This is a genomic window from Candidatus Pelagibacter sp. HIMB1746 (assembly GCF_052047555.1).
In the GTDB taxonomy this organism is placed as follows: Bacteria; Pseudomonadota; Alphaproteobacteria; order Pelagibacterales; family Pelagibacteraceae; genus Pelagibacter.
In genome coordinates, this window is the sequence record NZ_JBNAJZ010000006.1 from 16360 (window position 1) to 36550 (window position 20191).

Annotated in this window: 29 protein-coding genes; 17 read left to right on the plus strand and 12 right to left on the minus strand. The window is 29.1% G+C overall.

What is annotated here, in order from left to right; all coding sequences use genetic code 11:
- Nucleotides 1-8 precede the first annotated feature (8 nt).
- The gene (locus ACTTBM_RS07345; protein WP_440635365.1) at nucleotides 9-422 is read right to left on the minus strand and encodes an EVE domain-containing protein; all 414 of its coding nucleotides are present in this window, start codon (nucleotides 420-422) and stop codon (nucleotides 9-11) included.
- Entirely contained in the window at nucleotides 422-1495 is a 1074-nt protein-coding gene (gene tsaD, locus ACTTBM_RS07350; RefSeq protein ID WP_440635366.1) for a tRNA (adenosine(37)-N6)-threonylcarbamoyltransferase complex transferase subunit TsaD, read from the minus strand. The genes ACTTBM_RS07345 and tsaD overlap by 1 nt, the downstream gene beginning before the upstream one ends.
- 55 nt (nucleotides 1496-1550) lie before the next feature.
- On the opposite strand from tsaD, the gene hemC reads away from it, so the two are divergent.
- The 8 genes from hemC (at nucleotide 1551) to ACTTBM_RS07390 (ending at nucleotide 6756) form a co-directional block, all read left to right on the plus strand.
- The gene (gene hemC / locus ACTTBM_RS07355; protein WP_440635367.1) at nucleotides 1551-2468 is read left to right on the plus strand and encodes a hydroxymethylbilane synthase; all 918 of its coding nucleotides are present in this window, start codon (nucleotides 1551-1553) and stop codon (nucleotides 2466-2468) included.
- Between the two features lies 1 nt (nucleotide 2469).
- Complete coding sequence (locus ACTTBM_RS07360) at nucleotides 2470-3168, plus strand: uroporphyrinogen-III synthase (protein ID WP_440635369.1); 699 nt, start codon at nucleotides 2470-2472, stop codon at nucleotides 3166-3168.
- Between the two features lie 2 nt (nucleotides 3169-3170).
- Entirely contained in the window at nucleotides 3171-4256 is a 1086-nt protein-coding gene (locus tag ACTTBM_RS07365) for a mechanosensitive ion channel family protein (RefSeq protein WP_440635370.1), read from the plus strand.
- The gene (locus ACTTBM_RS07370) at nucleotides 4253-4543 is read left to right on the plus strand and encodes a YggT family protein (protein ID WP_262589968.1); all 291 of its coding nucleotides are present in this window, start codon (nucleotides 4253-4255) and stop codon (nucleotides 4541-4543) included. Before ACTTBM_RS07365 ends, ACTTBM_RS07370 begins: the two co-directional genes overlap by 4 nt.
- A gap of 8 nt (nucleotides 4544-4551) precedes the next feature.
- The gene (folD, locus tag ACTTBM_RS07375; protein WP_440635371.1) at nucleotides 4552-5397 is read left to right on the plus strand and encodes a bifunctional methylenetetrahydrofolate dehydrogenase/methenyltetrahydrofolate cyclohydrolase FolD; all 846 of its coding nucleotides are present in this window, start codon (nucleotides 4552-4554) and stop codon (nucleotides 5395-5397) included.
- A gap of 79 nt (nucleotides 5398-5476) precedes the next feature.
- Complete coding sequence (locus tag ACTTBM_RS07380) at nucleotides 5477-5680, plus strand: hypothetical protein (protein WP_440635372.1); 204 nt, start codon at nucleotides 5477-5479, stop codon at nucleotides 5678-5680.
- Nucleotides 5681-5683: 3 nt separating this feature from the next.
- Complete coding sequence (locus tag ACTTBM_RS07385; RefSeq protein ID WP_440635373.1) at nucleotides 5684-5956, plus strand: SHOCT domain-containing protein; 273 nt, start codon at nucleotides 5684-5686, stop codon at nucleotides 5954-5956.
- 8 nt (nucleotides 5957-5964) lie between these two features.
- Nucleotides 5965-6756 (plus strand): TauD/TfdA dioxygenase family protein, encoded by a 792-nt coding sequence (locus ACTTBM_RS07390; protein WP_440635374.1) that lies wholly within the window; start codon nucleotides 5965-5967, stop codon nucleotides 6754-6756.
- Here ACTTBM_RS07390 and ACTTBM_RS07395 read toward each other — a convergent pair whose 3' ends face one another.
- From ACTTBM_RS07395 to ACTTBM_RS07405, 3 genes are read right to left on the minus strand one after another with little or no spacing between them, the layout of a single operon-like run.
- A complete protein-coding gene (locus tag ACTTBM_RS07395; RefSeq protein ID WP_440635375.1) occupies nucleotides 6757-7740 on the minus strand; it encodes an MBL fold metallo-hydrolase in 984 nt (327 codons plus the stop codon). It lies immediately after the preceding gene.
- A 4-nt stretch (nucleotides 7741-7744) separates the two neighbouring features.
- A complete protein-coding gene (locus ACTTBM_RS07400) occupies nucleotides 7745-8836 on the minus strand; it encodes a PQQ-dependent sugar dehydrogenase (protein ID WP_440635376.1) in 1092 nt (363 codons plus the stop codon).
- Nucleotides 8811-9521 carry an SDR family NAD(P)-dependent oxidoreductase gene (locus tag ACTTBM_RS07405; protein ID WP_440635377.1) on the minus strand — a complete coding sequence of 237 codons (711 nt, stop codon included), beginning with the start codon at nucleotides 9519-9521 and terminating at the stop codon, nucleotides 8811-8813. The genes ACTTBM_RS07400 and ACTTBM_RS07405 overlap by 26 nt, the downstream gene beginning before the upstream one ends.
- A gap of 27 nt (nucleotides 9522-9548) precedes the next feature.
- On the opposite strand from ACTTBM_RS07405, the gene ACTTBM_RS07410 reads away from it, so the two are divergent.
- Genes ACTTBM_RS07410 through ACTTBM_RS07430 form a run of 5 tightly spaced genes read left to right on the plus strand, consistent with a single transcriptional unit; the run spans nucleotide 9549 to nucleotide 12447 of the window.
- Nucleotides 9549-11039 (plus strand): cryptochrome/photolyase family protein, encoded by a 1491-nt coding sequence (locus ACTTBM_RS07410; protein WP_440635378.1) that lies wholly within the window; start codon nucleotides 9549-9551, stop codon nucleotides 11037-11039.
- A gap of 5 nt (nucleotides 11040-11044) precedes the next feature.
- A complete protein-coding gene (locus tag ACTTBM_RS07415) occupies nucleotides 11045-11374 on the plus strand; it encodes a hypothetical protein (RefSeq protein WP_262589956.1) in 330 nt (109 codons plus the stop codon).
- A 1-nt stretch (nucleotide 11375) separates the two neighbouring features.
- The gene (locus tag ACTTBM_RS07420) at nucleotides 11376-11504 is read left to right on the plus strand and encodes a DUF2256 domain-containing protein (RefSeq protein ID WP_262589955.1); all 129 of its coding nucleotides are present in this window, start codon (nucleotides 11376-11378) and stop codon (nucleotides 11502-11504) included.
- A 5-nt stretch (nucleotides 11505-11509) separates the two neighbouring features.
- Nucleotides 11510-12229 (plus strand): type 1 glutamine amidotransferase, encoded by a 720-nt coding sequence (locus ACTTBM_RS07425; RefSeq protein ID WP_440635380.1) that lies wholly within the window; start codon nucleotides 11510-11512, stop codon nucleotides 12227-12229.
- On the plus strand, nucleotides 12226-12447 hold the full coding sequence (locus ACTTBM_RS07430) for a hypothetical protein (RefSeq protein WP_428078984.1): 222 nt from the start codon (nucleotides 12226-12228) through the stop codon (nucleotides 12445-12447). The genes ACTTBM_RS07425 and ACTTBM_RS07430 overlap by 4 nt, the downstream gene beginning before the upstream one ends.
- On the opposite strand, the gene ACTTBM_RS07435 is transcribed toward ACTTBM_RS07430, so the two are convergent.
- From ACTTBM_RS07435 to ACTTBM_RS07455, 5 genes are read right to left on the minus strand one after another with little or no spacing between them, the layout of a single operon-like run.
- On the minus strand, nucleotides 12444-13583 hold the full coding sequence (locus ACTTBM_RS07435) for an FAD-binding domain-containing protein (RefSeq protein WP_440635381.1): 1140 nt from the start codon (nucleotides 13581-13583) through the stop codon (nucleotides 12444-12446). The two genes, ACTTBM_RS07430 and ACTTBM_RS07435, sit on opposite strands and share 4 nt — an antisense overlap.
- A 1-nt stretch (nucleotide 13584) precedes the next feature.
- The gene (locus ACTTBM_RS07440) at nucleotides 13585-14202 is read right to left on the minus strand and encodes a DsbA family oxidoreductase (protein WP_440635382.1); all 618 of its coding nucleotides are present in this window, start codon (nucleotides 14200-14202) and stop codon (nucleotides 13585-13587) included.
- A 4-nt stretch (nucleotides 14203-14206) separates the two neighbouring features.
- Nucleotides 14207-15394, minus strand: a complete 1188-nt coding sequence (locus ACTTBM_RS07445; protein WP_440635383.1) for an argininosuccinate synthase — start codon at nucleotides 15392-15394, stop codon at nucleotides 14207-14209.
- A gap of 4 nt (nucleotides 15395-15398) precedes the next feature.
- Nucleotides 15399-15908: an invasion associated locus B family protein gene (locus ACTTBM_RS07450; protein ID WP_440635384.1), complete on the minus strand. Its 510-nt coding sequence runs from the start codon at nucleotides 15906-15908 to the stop codon at nucleotides 15399-15401.
- On the minus strand, nucleotides 15899-16933 hold the full coding sequence (locus ACTTBM_RS07455; RefSeq protein ID WP_440635385.1) for an aldo/keto reductase: 1035 nt from the start codon (nucleotides 16931-16933) through the stop codon (nucleotides 15899-15901). The genes ACTTBM_RS07450 and ACTTBM_RS07455 overlap by 10 nt, the downstream gene beginning before the upstream one ends.
- Before the next feature lie 79 nt (nucleotides 16934-17012).
- Here ACTTBM_RS07455 and ACTTBM_RS07460 point away from each other — a divergent pair, with 79 nt between their 5' ends.
- Nucleotides 17013-17774: a Bax inhibitor-1/YccA family protein gene (locus tag ACTTBM_RS07460; protein ID WP_440635386.1), complete on the plus strand. Its 762-nt coding sequence runs from the start codon at nucleotides 17013-17015 to the stop codon at nucleotides 17772-17774.
- A gap of 1 nt (nucleotide 17775) precedes the next feature.
- Here the strand turns inward: ACTTBM_RS07460 and ACTTBM_RS07465 are convergent, their stop codons facing one another.
- Together ACTTBM_RS07465 and ACTTBM_RS07470 are read right to left on the minus strand one after the other, a co-directional pair.
- Nucleotides 17776-18120, minus strand: coding sequence for a DUF2794 domain-containing protein (locus tag ACTTBM_RS07465; RefSeq protein WP_440613652.1), 345 nt, complete (start codon nucleotides 18118-18120; stop codon nucleotides 17776-17778).
- A complete protein-coding gene (locus tag ACTTBM_RS07470; protein WP_440619109.1) occupies nucleotides 18113-18664 on the minus strand; it encodes a septation protein A in 552 nt (183 codons plus the stop codon). The genes ACTTBM_RS07465 and ACTTBM_RS07470 overlap by 8 nt, the downstream gene beginning before the upstream one ends.
- Before the next feature lie 87 nt (nucleotides 18665-18751).
- On the opposite strand from ACTTBM_RS07470, the gene hspQ reads away from it, so the two are divergent.
- The 3 genes from hspQ (at nucleotide 18752) to ACTTBM_RS07485 (ending at nucleotide 20181) form a co-directional block, all read left to right on the plus strand.
- Entirely contained in the window at nucleotides 18752-19072 is a 321-nt protein-coding gene (gene hspQ, locus ACTTBM_RS07475; RefSeq protein WP_262589942.1) for a heat shock protein HspQ, read from the plus strand.
- Nucleotides 19073-19249: 177 nt separating this feature from the next.
- Nucleotides 19250-19957 (plus strand): heme ABC transporter permease CcmC, encoded by a 708-nt coding sequence (ccmC, locus tag ACTTBM_RS07480; RefSeq protein ID WP_428078967.1) that lies wholly within the window; start codon nucleotides 19250-19252, stop codon nucleotides 19955-19957.
- Entirely contained in the window at nucleotides 19954-20181 is a 228-nt protein-coding gene (locus ACTTBM_RS07485) for a heme exporter protein CcmD (protein WP_440619108.1), read from the plus strand. The genes ccmC and ACTTBM_RS07485 overlap by 4 nt, the downstream gene beginning before the upstream one ends.
- Nucleotides 20182-20191: the final 10 nt, after the last annotated feature.

Here is a 20191-nt window from a genome sequence, read left to right on the forward strand (position 1 = left end):
ATTTTTTTTTAAATTTTACTCATGTTATTTATAATTTTCCAGCTTTTATCATCAATTGGCATTACTGAAAGTCTACTTTGTTTAATAAGCGCTAAATCCCTTAAATCCTTATTTTTTTTGATATTTTCAAGGGTCACTGGTTTAGAGAACTTGCTTTTAAATTGGACCGTTACCGCAACAAATCTTCCATTCTTATCAGTTTTATCTAAATAGTGTTCTTTAATTACTTTTACTATACCAACCACTTCTTTTCCAATATTAGAGTGATAAAAAAAACATAGATCTCCCTTCTTCATACTTTTTAGATTGTTTGCTGCTTGATAATTTCTAACGCCATCCCAAGGTGCACCTTTTTTGCCAGCCTTAATTTGTTGCTCAATGGACCAAACATCTGGCTCAGATTTTAATAACCAATAATTCATTATAATTGTACTCCCGCACCTTTTAAAAATGCAGCTTTTTCATCTAAAGGCCATCTAGGTTTTGCTGGGTAATCTAAAGTATTAAATTCATTTAATTTATATTTTTCTAGACCTACCATTGCAATCATAGCAGCATTGTCCCCACAAAGTTCTATTGGTGGAAATATACTTTTATAATTTTTAGCCTCACATAAATTAATTAACATTGATCTAATTTTTTTGTTAGCAGCAACACCACCAGCAACTACAAAAACTTTTTCTTTTAATTTATTTTCTTTTTCAAATTCTTCAAATGCTATCTTTGTTTTTTTATTAAGAATTTCTTCAACAGTTTTTTGAAAAGAAGCTGCTAAATCAAATTTTTCTTGTTCTGTTTTTATAGATTTTGCAATTTTTAAAATTGCAGTTTTTAATCCCGCAAAAGATAAATTGCATCCACCTTTATTAAAAATTGGTTTGGGTAAATCATATTTTTCTGGATCTCCTTGTTTTGCTAAAACTTCGATTTGTGGTCCACCAGGAAATTCAATTCCTAAAAGTTTAGCTGTTTTATCAAATGCTTCACCTAATGCGTCATCAATAGTTGTTCCTAATCTTTTATATTTTCCAAGACCTCGAACACTCAAATATTGTGAGTGACCTCCTGAAATTAATAATAATAGATAGGGATAATTTAAATGGGAATTTAACTTAGGACTTAATGCATGACCCTCAAGATGGTTAACTGCTATAAAAGGTTTATTAATTGCGCTTGCAAAAGCTTTTCCAAAACTTAAACCAACTGACAAACAAACAATTAAACCTGGCCCAGCAGTTGAAGCAACAGCATCAATTTCTTCAATTTTTTTTCCACTATCTGAAATTGCTTTTTCAACAATCCAATCTATTTTTTCTATATGTGATCTTGCGGCTAGTTCGGGAACTACTCCTCCAAATTCTTTGTGAACATCAACTTGGCTAGAAACAATATTGGATAAAACTGTTGGAATTCCTTTGTCATTTTCAGTTATTATAGATGCTGCCGTTTCATCACAGCTAGTTTCTATTCCAAGAATTAAGGGTTTTTTACTCATTCAAATAGTTTTTAATAATTGTACAATCTCAATACAAGTAAGAAATAAATTTTTAATGAATAGACAAATTATAATAGGCTCAAGAGGAAGTAAATTGGCTTTGCTATATGCGCAAAAAGCTAAAGATAAAATTATTGAAGCTTTAGACTTACCAGATGATCAGATTGTCATTCAAACAATAACCACAAAAGGTGATCAAATTCAGGATCGAAGATTATCAGAGGTCGGTGGTAAGGGTTTATTTTCTAGTACGATTGAAAAAGAACTGAAAGAAAAAAAAATTGATATAGCGGTGCATGCATTAAAAGATATGCCAGCAATTGAAACTGAAGGACTTAGAACAAATTCATTTTTAGAAAGGACAGATCCAAGAGAAATTTTAATAACAAATGACAACAAAAATATTAAGGAATTAAAACAAAATGCAATAGTAGGAACCTCATCTTATAGAAGGGAATTTCAAATTAAAAAAATAAGATCAGATGTAAACTGTAAATTAATAAGAGGAAATGTAGATACCAGAATCAAAAAGCTAAGAGAAGGTATTTATGATGCAATAGTTTTGTCTTATGCGGGTATAAAATATTTAAATTTAGATAATGAAATTTCTGAAATTTTTTCGACTGATCAAATTATTCCAAGTGCAGGCCAAGGTATTATTGCTTTACAGTGTAGAGATGATGATGATGAAATTATAAAAGTTTTGGAAAAAATAAATCACAAAGATACTTATAGGAGAGCTCACATAGAGAGAAACATTTTAAAGGTATTGGAAGGTGACTGCGAAACTGCAATAGGTGCTCATTCAATTATAGAAGGAGATAAAATTACAGTTGAAGCTGAACTATTCTCATTAGACGGTTCCCAAATATTTTATGAAAAAAAATCTGGTAGTATTGATATGTTTAAAGAAATTGGAACAGAAGTTGGTAACACTTTAAAAATTAAATCAAATAATTCATATAAAAAGTAAAATGCATATTTTGTTAACTAGACCCATAGAAGATTGTTCAGAAATGATAGTTAAGTTTCAATCTTTAGATCATAAAGTTTCTCACTTGCCATTAATAAACATTCAAAAAGTTCAATATGAAGAAATTAACTCTGGTGATTACGGTGCTTTAATTTTTACAAGTTCTAATGCTGTAAAAAATTTAAATGTAGAAGATTTAGATAAAAAATTAATTTGTTTTTGTGTTGGTAGTGCTACAGAAAAAAAAGCTAGAAGTTTGGGATTTCAAAATACAATTGCTGCAGAAGGAAATGTTTCAAATCTTAAAGAACTAATTTTACAAAATTATGAACTAAAAGAAACTCCACTTCTTTATATAAGTGGTGAGATCATAACAACTGATTTAGACCAACAATTAATAAAAGAAGGGTATGCTGTTAAACGTATTATTAACTATAAAGTAAATCATACTGAAAATTTTGATGAAAATTTTGTTAACGAATTAAAGCAGAATATACCTGATATTGTTTATGTTTATTCTCAAAATAGTGCCTCAAGTTTCTTAAATTTTATAAAAATCTATCAAACAGAAAACCTTTGGATGAATACAAACTTGATGTGTATAGGTGAAAAAACCTCGTCAATATTGAATGAAATCAAATGGAAAAAGATATTTCTTTTTAATCCTGGAGAAGAAGAGTTTTTGTTATATAAAATTTAGGTATGGAATTAATAAATAATTTTTCTGAAATATTTTTATCTGTTTGGAATAAAGGAATACTTGGTGTTGATATTTTTCAAATTTTAATTGGAATAGGGATATTCTTACTTTTTTTAGTCTTTAGAGGGTTAATTAGTAAATTAATTATAAAAAAATTAGAAATTATCTCAAAAAGAACAACAAACAAATTAGATGACACTTTTGTTCAGTCATTAATTGGTCCAGCTAGATTTTTACCAATTGTTTTAGGTTTCTTTATTGCGAGTTACTACATGACTTTTTCAACAGAGGGTAGAGAAGTAGTTGATACAATTAATAGAACGTTAATTACGATATTAATTTTTTGGGTTATTCACCAAATTATAGAACCCATTTCATATATCTTAAGTGGACTAGATAAACTTTTAACTAGAGAACTTATTGGTTGGATAATTAAATCACTTAAGATTTTAATATTTATTTTAGGATTAGCTGCAGTACTAGAATTATGGGGTATTAAGATAGGACCAATTATTGCTGGTCTTGGTTTGTTTGGGGTTGCTGTTGCGCTTGGAGCACAAGATTTATTTAAAAATTTAATTTCTGGAATTTTAGTATTAGTTGAAAAAAGATTTAAAATTGGAGATTGGATTGCAGTAGATGGGATTATTGAAGGCACAGTTGAAAAAATTGGTTTTAGATCAACAACAATAAGAAAGTTTGATAAATCTCTAGCGATTATTCCTAATTTTCAATTTGCAGAAAATGCTGTGGTTAATGTTAGCGAAACATCTAATTGGAGAATTAGATGGATAATTACATTGCAGTACGACTCTACGATTGATCAATTAAAAAAAATAAGAGAGGAAATTGAAAGTTATATAAACAACAGTGAAGACTTTAATCAATCAACTGGGGTTGCGGTTAGAATTGAGAAGTTTTCTGATAGTTCAATAGATTTATTGGTGAGATGTTTTACGAATTCAAATAGTTGGAGTAATTCTCTAGAAGTTAAAGAGAGATTAGCAATTGAAATTAAGCAGATTGTAGAAAAAAATAATGCCTCTTTTGCTTTTCCAAGTCAGTCAATTTATGTTGAGAAAAAATGATAGCAATTTTTTATTTAGTTTTACAGATTTTGAAACTGTATTCTTATGTTGTAATAGCAAATGTAGTTATAAGCTGGTTGATAGCATTTAATGTTTTAAATACTCAAAATAGATTTGTTTACTCAATTTTAGAGCTTACTTATAAATTAACTGAGCCAATACTTAATAAAATTAGACGTTTTTTACCCAATTTAGGATCACTAGATATTTCACCAATCATTCTTCTTCTATTGATTTGGTTTATTGAAATGTGTATGAAGCTCTACATTGCACCAATAATATTTTAGAAAGTAAAATGATTTTAATTGACGGAAAAAAAGCTGCAGCTGAATTAAGAGAAGAATTAAAACAAGAAGTATCAGGACTTAAATCTAAATATAATAAAGTCCCAGGTTTAACCGTGATATTAATTGGAGATCTTACTCCAAGCCAAATTTATGTGCGTAATAAAGAAAAATCAGCAAATGAAGTAGGGTTAAAATCAGAAGTAATTAAATATCCAGATAGTGTTGAAGAAAAAACTGTTTTAGAAAAAATTGAAGAATTAAATAAAGATGAAACAGTATCAGGAATTTTAGTTCAATTGCCGTTACCAAAACATATAGATAAGCAAAAAGTAATTGAGGCCATCGACCCTTCCAAAGATGTAGATGGTTTTCATCCAATGAATGTTGGTAATCTTTCATCAGGTTATGAAAGTTCAGTTCCTTGCACACCTCTTGGGTGTTACTTGTTAATTAAAAAAATTGAACCAAATTTAAGTGGAAAAAAAGCAGTTGTAGTTGGCAGATCAAATTTAAATGGAAAGCCAATGACCCAACTACTCTTGAAAGAAAATTGTACTGTAACAATTACTCATTCAAAAACTAAAGATCTAAAAGCTGAATGTTTAGAAGCTGATATAATTGTTGCAGCAGTTGGAATACCTGAACTTGTAAAAGGAGATTGGGTTAAAAAAGATGCAATAGTAATTGATGTTGGTATCAATAAAACTGATAAAGGTATTGTTGGAGATGTTGATTTTGAAGATGTTTCAAAAAATGCAAAAGCCCTAACCCCAGTTCCAGGTGGTGTAGGTCCAATGACTATCGCTTGTTTATTAAAAAACACAATTGAGTGTTTTAAAAGATCACAAAAATAAAGACTTTTTATATAAGTTTAATTGTCTCAAGGATATTTAAACTGATTTAATTACTGTTGTATTTGATAAGCTCGTTTTGATGAAAAAACCTAAATACGAATACAGAATTGCAATAATAATGATTTTATTAACTGCAATTCCAATTGGAGCTACTCAATTGGGTTGGTATTTATACAACAAACAAGTTGGTTTTGATTTTGGAATGATTGCTGGAGTTTTTTCTGTTATCTTAGCTGGATATTTGATGTATGAAAAAGGTTGGAGAGATGAGGATGAGGATTAATTAATGGAAAAAATAATTTTTTTTGCTTTAGCAGTGCCAATTTTAGGATTTGTTTTTTACCTAGGTGGTTCCGCAATCATGAAAGGTTTTAAGGCTAAAGTTGATAATCGACCTATTAAATCCGAGGAAACAGAAATAGACACTGAAACAGTAATTAGACCTTCAAATAGTAACGATTTAAGTTCTGAAATTTCAAAATTAAATGAGTTGTACAAAAATGGAGCTCTTACCCAAGAAGAGTTTGAAAAAGCTAAAAGTAAATTACTGAATAGCTAAACTTAGATATGTTTAAGATTATTCCCAATAAAAAAAATATTGGGGCTGAGATTACGGGTAACGTTAAAAAAATTTCTAAAAAAGATTTTAAATTTTTTTTTAAAGCACTCGAGCTTTACGGTATGATTTTTTTTAGAAGACAAAAATTAAGTTCTTCAGATTATATAGAGTTTGCTAAACATTTTGGTAAATTAGCAAAATATCCAAGACTAAAAGGATTAAGTAAGAAATATAAACAAATTACTGTCGTTCAAAGGAAAGCAACAGATAAGGGACCTAGTTTTGGAGAACAGTTTCACACAGACTCAATTTACACAAAAAAACCACCTAGATTTACAATGCTTTATTCTAAACTAGTTCCTAAAAAGGGTAGAGCAAATACTGAATTTTCCTCTCAATACTTAGCTTATGATTATTTGCCTAAATTAATTAAAAATAAATTACTCAAAGTTAAAGGAAGGTACTCTTCTGAAGGACCAATTTCAGTTACTACAAGAGAAAGAGTAAAAGAGAAGGGTAGAAAGATTGAAGAATTAAAATCCATTCACAAAATTATAAAAAAGATAAAATCTAAAAACACAATTTATTGTAGTCCTGGACATCTTGTAGGATTTTCTCCAAATTTAAAAAATTCTGAAAAAGTTAAAAAAGAATTATTTAAGCACCAAGTTAAAAAAAAATTTCAATACTCATTAGAATGGGAAAAAGATCAGTTAGCTATTTGGGACAATAGATCTATGCTCCACCAAGCTACCCCTTTTAAAGGAAATAGAATTATGCATAGAATAACTATATTATAGTTAAAATAATTCGTTTAAGGATTTTACCTCACCAATATTAAATGTAATTGCATCTTCTCTTTTAAATCCATAATTTTCTGCATTATCTTTAAATCGAATTGGTGGTTCCATAATTGGCTCTAAAGATAAAACAAAAGTCCCCCAATGCATTCCTAATACTTTTTTGCTTTTAAGATCTTTTGCTACATTTAAAGCTTCTTCCGGAGTTGTGTGGTAAATAGTTTTGTCAAACATTGGTTTAAAATTATATGCTCCAATGTTGATCATAGTAAGATCTATCGGACCATATTTTTCTCCAAGTTCTTTATAGATGTTTCCATAACCAGTATCACAAGCAAATAAAATTTTTCTTTTTTTATATTCAATTAAAAAATTCCCCCACAAAGTTTTGTTTGTGTCTGTTAGGCTTCTTTTTGACCAATGAACTGCTGGTAGTAAGGTTATTTTTAAATCACTATTAATATTTTGTTGATCATACCAATCCATTTCATTTACATCTTCATAATTCTTAAAATATTTTCCAAGCTTAAGTGGAACTAATACTTTTGCATCTTTGTATGGAAAATTTCTGATAGTTGACATGTCTTGATGATCATAATGATTGTGAGTTAATAAAAATAAATCTATTTTTGGAATTTCGTTCAGATCTAGTGCAGGTTTAGTAAATCTCTTTGGTCCAAATATTAACGGACCAGCATTTTTTGAAAAAACAGGATCGGTAATAATTGTTATATTACCTAATTTAATTAAATAAGTAGCATGCCCAATCCAGGCAACATAATCACCATTTTTGTATTTTTCTAAATCAGATTTAACTTTTTCTTTTTCGACAACATGCTCTTTTGGAAAATTAAGACTAATATTTTTTCTTAATTTACTGAAAGTTCTATAAGAAAATTTACCTGATCTTGATATTACAATAGGTGAACCTTCAGGATTTCGAAAAGTTCCATCTGATAAGTGGTGATAAGGTTTCTCTTTCATTTTATTAATTTTTTTTTTCCATTAGCCACAAATCATCTCCAGCTAAAAAGTAAACTTTACCATCAACCGGGTGAACTTGTATGTCTCTAATTCTCCCAATTTTATCTTTAAAAATAACTTCCTCTTGAATTTCAGATGTGTTTGAAAATATTAATTTTCTTAAAGATTTATCTTTAAGAGAAGTAATTAATGCGTGACCATTCCATTCCTCAAACTCTTTACCTTTATAAATTGTAATAGCACTTGCGGCAATGGATGGAACCCAATATTGAATAGCTTTTGTAAATCCTGTTTTCCATTTTGGACCAATTTTAGTTCCAGAGTAATTTGTTCCTCCCCATCCTAAAATTTTCCAACCATAATTTTCTCCTTTCTTCGCCTCTCCAAACCAATCACCACCTCTTGCTCCATGATTGCTCATATAAATTTTTCCATCAAATTCTGAAAAAGTTAAACCTTGAGGATTTCTAACTCCAATCTGGTATATCTCTGGAAGCCATTCTGGCTTACCTTCAAACTTAGGGTTATCTTTTGGAATACTTCCATCTAAATTTATTCTAATAATGCTTCCTGGATGTTGTGTCGGATCTTGAGCAATCATATTCATGCCCCTTTCACCTGCAGAAGCAAATAAATAATTTTCCTTGATAGCAAGTCTCGAACCAAAATGATATCCAGACTCAATTGGTGGATTTGATTGAAATATATTTTTAAAATTTAAAGAATTCTTATTTAAATCTGCTTTTGCAATTGAGGTACTGGTTTTCCAGTCTCCTCTATTTTCTGAATATGAAATCCATAATTTTTTATCTTTATGAATAATATCTAAAAGACCACCTTGACCATGAGCAAAATAGTTTAAATTATGTTCAACTTCAGAAATATTTTTTGAAACAATGTTTATTATTTTAATTTTGCCACCTTTTTCTGTAACAATTAATTCTTCATTATTAATGAAACTTGAACCCCATGGTTCACTAAAAGACCCTAATTTTTCAAAATTATAATTTTTAGAATTTGCTGTTGCAGAAATAAAAATAAAAAAAAATATAAAAATAAATTTTTTCACTTTATGAAAGTTTAGATCTACCACCATCTACAGCTATAACTTGACCAGTGATCCAAGAACTATCTTCTGTAAGTAAAAATTTAGCAAGTGATGCTGAATCTTTTCCTTCCCCTAATCTTTTTAATGGATGAGCTTTTGCAATACCTTCTGCTAAAGCAGCATTTTTTAACATTGGTTCAGCAATTTTAGATTTTGTTAAGCTTGGTGCCACACAATTTACTCTTATGTTTGGAGCAAATTCTGCAGCTAAAGAAACAGTCAGACCTTCAACAGCTGCCTTTGCTGACGCTATAATTGCATGATTGGTGAAACCTCTTTGTGCGGCAACAGTTGAAAACATTACAATTGAACCTTTATTTTTTTTTAAAGTTTCTTGATATCCCTTGATAGCTTCAACAGCAGAATAAAGATTAAGTTTCATACATTTTTGAAAATCTTGTTCGTTAATCGTTCTAAGTGGCTTTAAGTCTATGGATCCTACACAGTAGGCCAATCCTTTGATTTCAGAAACATCCGATTTAACTTTTTCTATAAATCCATCCTCCAAAACATCCGCAACAGTATGTGAGCACCCAAGCTTTTCTACAATTGGAGCAAGTTCACTTTCATTTCTTGCAACTAAATGAATATCATTTCCTGAATTTTTTAATTGTTCTGCTAAACTAGATCCAATCGAGCCAGTTGCACCAAAAATAAGATATTTTTCTGACATAAAAATCTTTATTAGTTATATTTAAATATGAAGTTATTTTTTATACTTGGCAATCAATTATTTCCAACAAAATACATTGACCGCTTCAAAAAAGACCATCTATTTTTTATGGCTGAAGATAAGGGTTTATGCACCTATGAAAAGCATCATAAACAAAAAATTTTATTATTTTTATCATCAATGCGATCTTATGCTGATGAGTTAAAGAAAAATAAATTTAAATTAGACTATGTCAAAATTGAAGACAAAGAGTTTCATGATGATTATTTAAAAAAGTTAAAAAAAATTATTACCCAAAAAAAAATAAAAGAAATTTCTAGTTTCGAAGTAGAGGATAAATTTTTTGAAAAAAAAATTTCTCAATTTCTAAAAAAAGAAAAAATTAATTGGCATGTAATTCAAACACCAATGTTTTTAAATTCTAGAGAAGATTTTAAAAATTATTTATCAAAATCAAAAAAACCATTTATGGCAACTTTCTATAAGGATGTTAGAAAAAAATCTGGAATATTGATGGGGTCAGATGGTAATCCAATCGGAGGTAAATGGAGTTTTGATGAAGATAACAGAAATAAATTACCAAAAGATACATCAATTCCTAAATTTCCAAAAATTAATGAAACTAGTCACACAAAAAAATTGAAGCCTATTATTGAGAAGGAATTTAAAAACCATCCAGGGAGTACAGATAATTTTTGGTTTGCTACTGAATATGACAATGTAGTTAAACTTTTGAACTTTTTTATAAAAGAAAAATCTAATCTATTTGGTGATTATGAGGATGCTGTTGATCAAAAAGATAATATTCTTTTTCATAGCGCTTTAAGTCCTTATATAAATTTAGGCATAATAACACCTGAATTTGTAATCCAAAAAATTTTAGATTTTCATAAAAAAAATAAAATTAGAATGAATTCCTTAGAGGGTTATGTGCGTCAGGTAATTGGATGGAGAGAATTTATGCGTGGAATTTACCAGTCCTACTCGCATGAAATGGAAACAGGAAATTTTTTTAAACAGAATAGAAAAATGAAAAGTTCATGGTATGAGGGTACTACTGGTCTTCCACCATTAGATTATGCGATTAAAAATGCAGCCAATCATGGTTGGTCACATCACATTGAAAGATTAATGATCTTATCCAACATCATGAACCTTTGTGAGATAAAGCCCACAATTGTTTACAAGTGGTTTATGGAGATGTTTGTAGACTCATCAGATTGGGTAATGGTTCCCAATGTTTATGGAATGGGATTGTTTAGTGATGGAGGGATTTTCGCCACTAAACCTTATATTTGTGGATCTGCATATTTTATGAAAATGATGGACTTTAAAAAAGGTGATTGGTGTAATACCATGGACGGTCTTTATTGGAGATTCATAGATCGGAACAGAAAATTCTTTTTAAAAAATCCAAGACTATCAATGATGGTTAGAATTTTTGATAAAATGAAAGATGAGAGAAAAAAAATGATTTTATCAGAGGCTGATAAATTTATTAAACAAAATACAAACTAAACTTTATGTATATTGCCATTACTGGTTTAAAGCCAAAAAATTTTTTTTCAAAATTAAGATTTTGGTTGTTAGCAATCCCGTCTTTTAGGGCAGCACAAAAAGCTGAAGGAAACATATTTTGTGAAACGAAGCCATTTAACGGATATCAGCATACTTTAACAGCTTGGAAAGATAGAAAGCTGATGGTTAAATATTTAAATGGAACTGAGCACTCAAAAGCAATGAGAAATTTTAGAGCAATTGCAACAGGTTCTACATATGGTTATGAAAGCGATCATATTCCAAATTGGGATGAAGCTTTAGATCTTTGGAATAAAAATTTTAAAGAATATTAAATTGAAAAAACAAAACTTACCTTCAAAAATATGTCCTGTATGTAAAAGACCATTTACATGGCGAAAAAAATGGAAACTTAATTGGGATAGAGTAAAATATTGTTCTAAAAAGTGTTCTAAGCTAAGTTAATCATAGTGAATATAATTGTACTACAACATATTAAAATAGAGGATCCAGGCTACATTAAAGATTTAATGCTATCTGATGGATTTAATTTAACCACGATAGAGTTAGACGAAGGTGAAAAAATACCAGAGGATCTTAGTAATTTTGATGGAATGTTTTGTATGGGAGGACCAATGGATACCTATATGGAAAAAGAATATCCATGGTTAATTGAAGAAAAGAAAAAAATTAAAGAATTTGTTGTAGATTTGAAAAAACCTTATTTAGGTTTTTGTTTGGGTTGCCAACTATTAGGAGAGGTAGTGGGCGGTAAAGTTGTGAAATCAAATCCTGCAGAAATTGGTATTATGGATATTGATTTTTCGAAAGAAAAAGAAAACGATAATTTGTTTTCACAATTTCCTAATAAAATAAAAAGTTTACAATGGCATTCTTATGAGGTCCAAGGAATTGAAAAAAACAATGATATAACTTTATTGGCTTCCTCACCGATTACTAAATATCAAATATTTAAATATCAAAACCACGCTTACGGAATTCAATTTCACATAGAAATAAAAGACACAACAGTCAATGAATGGGGATGTGTTCCTGAATATAAAAAAGCTTTGGAAGATCAACTTGGTAGTGGTGCTTTAGAAAAGTTTGATCAATCAGCAAAAGATAACATTAACGATATGAATAATTATTCTACAATTCTTTACAATAATTTTAAAAAACTTTTATGAATAATAAAATCTTTGAGTGGGCAGGGGTTATTACAGCAATATTATATTCTTTATTTGTGGCCTTAAATATAGGAATAGAATTTTTTGGATTTTGTTTATTGCTTTTGTCAGCTATCTTAATTGGAATTTGGGCTTATAGAGGTGGCCACAAAGGAATTCTTTTACTTCAATTCTTCTATGCGACTGCTGGAATTATAGGTATGATTCGATGGTTTTAGCTCAAGGTTGAAACAATTTTAGGAATATAATTTTTAAAATTAAAAAAACCTTTATTACAATATTGCCAAGCTAACTGATCAAGGCTTCTGTATAAAAAACTTACATTTATATCGTTTGAATTTAAGTAGTCTAAATTTTCACCAACTGTTGGATACAAACCATAACAATTTTCAATGTTTGTCACTTCACTTATATCAATTAACTGAAAATCAATAGATTGATTTTTTAATCTTTGTCCTTGGTCTTCTATTAACTGAGATTTAAATTTCACTAATTTTTCACTGAGTTTAATAGATCTATTTTCATTTTTGTTAGAAACTAAGTAAATTTTCTTAAAGTTTTTTTCTTTAAAGTCAGTGATTTCAAATGAGAGATTATTATCAAAAATTAAAAGATTTTTTTCTTCAATATTTTGTGGATTAGTAAAATCTTGTTTTATTATTTGATAAGATTTTTCTGAGATCTTAGGAGGGGCATTCTCATTTAATTTTATGTTTTGAAATCTATTGTTTGTGAATTTTTTAATATTCCATTCACTAGCAAGATAGTGTTTGCCTTGAGTTTGAACACCTGCAACCCATCGCCATCCTAGAGTATTTGATGCAGCGTCTCCATCATAAAGATGTTTCATGAAAAATTCTGCACCTAATTGCCAAGGTAATTCTAAAGTAAAAATCCAAATGCTAGCAAACCACATTCTTGTGTGATTATGCAAGTAATTGTTTTCTTTTAGTTCGTTAACCCATTTATTGAAGCATTTAATATCTGTTTTTCCTTTTATTGCTGAGAGGTAATTTTTATTATTTTGAAACTCATTTTTTATTTGATTTAATTCAATAAGATAATCTGTCCAAACATTTGGTCTTAGTTCCAGCCAACCTTTCCAATAAGTTCTCCATAAAACTTCTTGAATAAATTTTTCATTTTTTGAAAAAGAAAATTTGGTTAGTGCTTTCTGGATGACTTCTTTTTCGTTTATAATTCCGTGTGTTATGTATGGAGATAAGCAAGATATGTTATTTCTTTTTTCAGGACCAAAATCAAAATTTCTTAATTTAGAATAATCTGCAAGACCATTATTTATGAAATCATCTAATTGATTTAATGCTTTAGCTCTAGAAGTTTCAAATATCATTTTAATTTAAGTTTGAATTTATTGCATTTTCTAAGTGAATTACACTTTGAGCACCTGAAATAAAATCATTTCCTATCTCATAAAACGGAACACCACTTATATTCTTTTTTTTAGCAATTAACATTTTTGAATTTACATCCTTAATATTTTTATCATTGATAAAATTTTTAAAGATCTCTTCAGAAATATCATGTTGTTTTGCAATATTGGTTAAAACATAAATATCTCCTATGTCGAGACCATCAATAAAATATGATTGATAAATTTTTTCTTTTATCTGGTTTTGTATATTAAACCTTTCACTCAAAATTATTAGCAAATGAGATAGAACTGTATTTGGAGTTTTTTTTATTTTATCTAAATTAAAATTCATTCCAGACTCTTTTGCTTTTAATTTCATATTTTCATACATAGGTTCTGCAAATTTTTTCCCACCAAATTTTATCTCAAGATATTTATCACGAGCTATTCCCTCAAGAGGCATATCTGGGTTTAATTGAAAAGGTATATGTTTAATTTCAAATTTTATGTTTGGAAATTTTTTAATCGCTGTATTTAAATTTTTATGACCTATGTAACACCATCCACAAATAGTGTCTGCAAATACATTTATTTCCATTTATTTATGAACGAAGTTTTTTCTTATGAAAATTAATAAATCTTTCAACATTAGATTTGTTAAATGTTTTATTTTCTTCAAAGGAAACTTTTTTCATAGAGTAGGCAGAACTATTTGTAATTCGAGACTCGATTATTACATTTCCTTTATAAAGTTTAAGTTTCACTGAGCCATTAACTTTGTTTCTTTTAAGGTCTACGATTTTTTGAAGTTTGAATCTTTCTTTTGAATACCAATAACCATTATAAATAAGCTCGGCATATCTTGGCATAATCTGATCTTTTTTATGCATTGTTTCTTTATCTAATGTTACGGATTCGATTGCTCTATGTGCATGAATTAATAAAGTTCCACCTGGTGTTTCGTATACCCCTCGAGACTTTATTCCAATAAATCTATTTTCAACTAAATCGACTCTTCCTATCCCATTTTTTCCAGCAATGTTGTTCAATTTTTCTAATAGTTTTGAGGGAGACATTTTTTTTCCATTAATTGCAAACGGATCACCATTTTTAAAATTGATGGTAATAAATGAAGGCTTGTTTGGAGCTCTTTCTGGAGAAACTGTTCTTTGGAAAATAAATTCTGGCGCAGAATTTTTTGGATTTTCTAATACTTTCCCTTCAGTTGATGTATGAAATAAATTGTCATCTACTGAAAAAGGTGGAGCACCTTTTTTATCTTTTGGTATTGGTATCCCATGTTTTTTTGCATAGTTAATTAAATCAGTTCTTGATCTTAATTTCCAAATTCTCCATGGAGCAATAATTTTTATTTTTGGTCCAAAGTAATGATAGCCTAATTCAAATCTTACTTGGTCGTTTCCTTTTCCTGTAGCACCATGTGAAACTGCGTTAGCCTTAAATTTTTTAGCAACTCTTATTTGGTCTTTTGCAATCAGTGGCCTAGCAATAGAAGTCCCCAAAAGATACACGCCTTCATAAATTGCATGTCCTCTAATCATTGGATAAACGTAATCTTTTACAAAAACATCTTTTAAATCTTGGATAATAATATTTTTGACACCAAATTTTTTTGCATTCTTAAAAATTTTTTTTCTATCAATTTCTTGACCAACATCAGCAGTATAACAAATTACTTCAGCGTTATAATTTTCTTGAAGCCATTTTAAAATTATGGATGTATCTAAACCACCTGAGTAGGCAAGCACAATTTTATTTTTTGATTTCATTTAATTATGTGCAAGCTTTTTTTGATGCATTGTAAGCTTTGGTAAATCCAAGCAAAGAATAATGATCAATTGTTTGGGATCCATTTTGATTGTAACCAGTAATCATTATTCTTGATCCCTTCTTCATTCTACTAATCATTTTTACTTCAATTTTGTTATCAGCAATCCATGCAAATCCTTGCTCCATTATATCAAACTTAAATTTGTTCTTTCCAGATGCTGCAATAACAGAATTCTTGTTATTAAATTCATATCCAGGAGTAACACTTACTTCATTTGAAATACTTTCTTCTGGTCTAAAAGTTACAAATAATTTTGCATCTCTTTTGTTTGATTTTGGTGCTTGAAGTACAGGTGCTGATTGAGCAAAACATACTTTGCCATCAGGTTCATATGCTACCATTGCCTCCCAATCTTTATATTTACCAATTTTTTTTACTTCCTGAGCAAATAGATGATTTGAACTTAAGATAAATATAGTTGATAAAATTATTATTTTTTTAATTAAGGACATGGGTTTGGATAAATTGTTTGAACTTGATTGATTTCTTCAATGACATCATTAGATAAATTTACATTTACACTTTCTATATCTGATTTCAACTGCTCCATTGTAGTTGCACCTATAATTACACTTGTCATAAATTCTTGAATTTCACAGAATTTAATAGAAATTTGAGTCATATTTAAATTGTGTTTTTCACAGATTTTAAAATAAAGTTCTACAGCAGCCTCTGTGTTGGGTTTTCTATATCTTGTCCAAAAATCAAAGTCTCTTTCCATTCTTGATCCTTTAGGAAAATTTTTATTTCTGTACTTTCCCGTTAAGTATCCACTTGCTAGAGGTGAATATGCAAGGCATCCAATTTTTTCTCTAATAGAAACCTCGGCTAATCCCACTTCATAAGATCTATTTAGTAAGCTGTATGGATTTTGAATAGACATCATTCTTGGTAAATTTTTATCTTTTGAAAGCTGCAAATAATTTAACGCTCCCCAAGGAGTTTCGTTTGAAAGACCAACGTATCTTATTTTCCCAGCTTTAATATATTTATCTAATTCCCCAAGAACATCTTCAAATTTATTCCAATCATTTTCTTTATGAACGTAACCAAGTCTTCCAAAATTATTTACATTTCTTTCTGGCCAATGCAGCTGATATAAATCAATATAATCTGTTTTAAGTCTTTTGAGACTATTGTTCAAAGCCGACTCTAAGTTTGGACCTGTAAAACTATTTTCTCCATTCCTTAAATAATCTCTTGCTGGACCAGCAACTTTCGTAGCTAGAATAACTTCTTTTCTTTTTTTTGTTTTTTCAAACCAATTACCAATTATTTCTTCAGTGTCTCCATAAGTTTCTTTACGAGGAGGAACCGCATATAATTCAGCTGTGTCCCAAAAATTTACTCCATTGCCTAAAGCAAAGTCCATTTGTTCAAATGCTTCATCTTGAGTATTTTGTTCTCCCCAAGTCATTGTACCGAGACAAATTGTACTTACATCAAGATCGGTATTTCCCAATTTTTTGTAATTCATTAATGTTTTATGTTAACTTTTTATTAATCTTTTAAGGTGTCTTGAATAATTATTAAAAGACCATTATATGTAGCATATTATGGAATTTGATAAAAACGGAATATTAAACAGAGCAAAAGCAGCGCAACAAACTGCAGCTATAATGGATGAAGGCTTAAGAGCCTACATGTTAAAAGTTTACAACTATATGGCAACAGGTGTGTTGTTAACAGGGATCATTGCATTAATGACATTTAAGATGTCAGTCGTGACTGATCAATCAGGAGCAATTGTTGGATTAACACAAATGGGGAATGCAATCTATTTGTCAGGACTTAAATGGTTAGTAATGTTGGCTCCTTTAGGTATCGTTTTTTACATGAGTTTTGGAATTAATAAGATGAGCGCTTCAAAAGCTCAAACAACATTTTGGGTGTTTGCAGCTTTAATGGGACTATCTTTGTCTTCAATCTTATTAGTTTATACTGGCTTGAGTGTTACTAGAGTGTTTTTCATAACATCAGCAACTTTTGGAGCGATGAGTATTTATGGTTATACAACTAAAAGAGATTTAACTAAGTTTGGCTCATTTTTAATGATGGGATTGATCGGTATAATTATTGCATCAATCGTTAATATTTTCTTGAAGTCTTCAATGATGTACTTTGTAATTTCAATTTTAGGTGTTTTAATTTTCGTAGGTTTAACAGCCTATGATACTCAAAAAATTAAAAACATGTATGTTGCAAGTGACTCTGGTGAAATCATTGGAAAAAAAGCTGTCATGGGTGCTTTAACATTATACCTAGACTTTATTAATCTATTTATAATGTTGTTAAGACTTTTTGGTCAAAGACGATAGTTTATTTTTGAAGTTTCTTCCAATTAGTATTTTTAAGTAAAGACTTAAGCTCATAAGAATTTTTTAAAATCTTACCGCTTGTGTCTGTGATTAAGTATTTTAAATTTTTATTTTTTGGCTTAAAATTTTTACAAATTTTATAGAGCGCATTCTCTGCTGCATTCCTAAATACACTAAAGCTAACTTGTTTACTTGATATGTTGAGACCATAATCTTTCCAAGAACCCTCGGAAACCATCTTTGCATAGAGATCTAAAATTATTTTAAGCTCATCTTTTTCAAAAAATTGTTTTTCTTCTATTTTATTATGTGGATTGTTTACTACTAATCTTAAGTTATTACGCATCTATTTTATGTTTATTTATTAAAGGTACCTGAAATCCTGTAAACACTATTGTTATTGGAAGCATTCCCCATACTTTAAAATTAACCCAAAATTCTTCAGTTTGTGTTCTCCAAACAAATTCATTTAATAATGCAAGACCAAAGAAAAAAAACATCCATCTTCGATTTAAAATTTCCCATCCGATATCTGACAAAGGTATTGATTTCCCCATAACTTTTTTAAGCACTGGTTCTTTCGTAAAGTATTTTCCAAAATATAAAGCCAAAGCAAACATGATATTTATTATTGTTGGTTTTACATAAATAAATATTGGATCATTAAAATAGATAGTGAGACCTCCAAAAAAAGTTATTAAAATTCCACTCAATAAAGGCATTGGTGGAATTTTTTTTTCAAAAAACCAAACAACAGCTAATGCAATAATTGTTGCAACTATTAAGGGAGGAATTGCTACTGATAAATTTTTTCCACTGTTGTAATAGTAGAAAAAAAATATTGCTAGTGGTCCAAAATCAGTAACAAATTTTAAAAAAGATTTATTCACTTAAAAGATATTAACATATTTGCCACATCACAAAACATTAATATTTTTTACATTGATTTTTATTTTTAAATACCCATACTAATTATCATGGCAATCCAAAAAGCTAAATTCTCAATTGGAGATATTGTTAAACACAAGCACTTCGAATTTAGAGGTGTCATTTACGATGTAGATTTTGAGTTTAACAATTCAGAAGAATGGTATCAGTCTATTCCCAAAAACGTTAGACCAAGAAAAGATCAGCCTTTTTACCATTTACTTGCTGAAAATGATGAAATTACTTACGAAGCCTATGTTTCAGAGCAAAATCTTCTGATGGACGATTCAGACGAGCCTATTAAACATCCATTAATTGAGGAAATTTTTTCAGGTAAAAAAGGCTCAAGTTATTTCAAGCTTTCTAATTAGCTATCATTATTCAAACACATTTATTTCCAATCTAGGCCACACTAATTTTTTATAAAAAAGTCATATTCTGATCAAGAGTGTTAAAAGTTAATCTTTCTTTATTATCTCCCCCTCTTCATTCTTGATCAGATAATTTTTCACAATAGTATTTTTAAAATAAATCCCTAAATTACAGATATGTTTAAACTTCTAGAGCCAAATAAAATTTTTCAAATTACTTCGAAGGCACCAAAATATGTTTTATTTTTATTTGTTGTCGTCTTATCTGTTGGATTAGTTGAAGCACTCATATTGTCTCCAGAAGATTACAAGCAGAGTGACGCTGTTAGAATTATGTATGTCCATGTTCCTGCTGCATGGATTTCTCTTGGAATTTTTTCTTCGATAACTGTTTTATCAATTTCGGGATTTATTTTTAAAAACAAAAATTTTTTTTTAATATCCAAAAGTCTAGCACCATCAGGTTTTGTTTTTAACATAATTGCTTTGGTAACAGGTTCCATTTGGGGGAAACCTACTTGGGGTACATGGTGGGCTTGGGATGCGAGGATTACTTCGATGTTAATTTTAGCTCTATTTTATGCTCTATACCTAATCTCTTGGAGAATTTATGAAAATGAAGAAAAAGTATTTAAAATTTCTACCTTTATTACCATTCTTGGAATTATCAATGTGCCAATAATTAAGTACTCTGTTGATTGGTGGAACACACTTCACCAACCTGCCTCAATAAATATCTTGTCTAAAAGCTCAATTCATTCATCAATGCTTTATCCATTATTAATAATGACTGCGGCATTTGCTCTATTTTCGTTGTTAATTTTCTTAATGAAATATAATACAGAACTGATAAAAATTAAAAATAAAGGTTTAGATAGACTATGATTAACGACTTATTATTTATGAATGGATATGCAGTATACGTGTTATCTGCATTTGGTTTTACTTTATTAAGTTTCCTAAGTTTATATTTAGTAACAAAAGTTCAATTTATTAAAGAACAAAGTAAATTTGTTGCTAAATTTGGATCACTTAACACTGAACAAGCTAATTCTGCAAAATCACAAAGAATAAATAAAGAAATTTTAGCTGACGCAACAAACAACTAATTTTTGATCG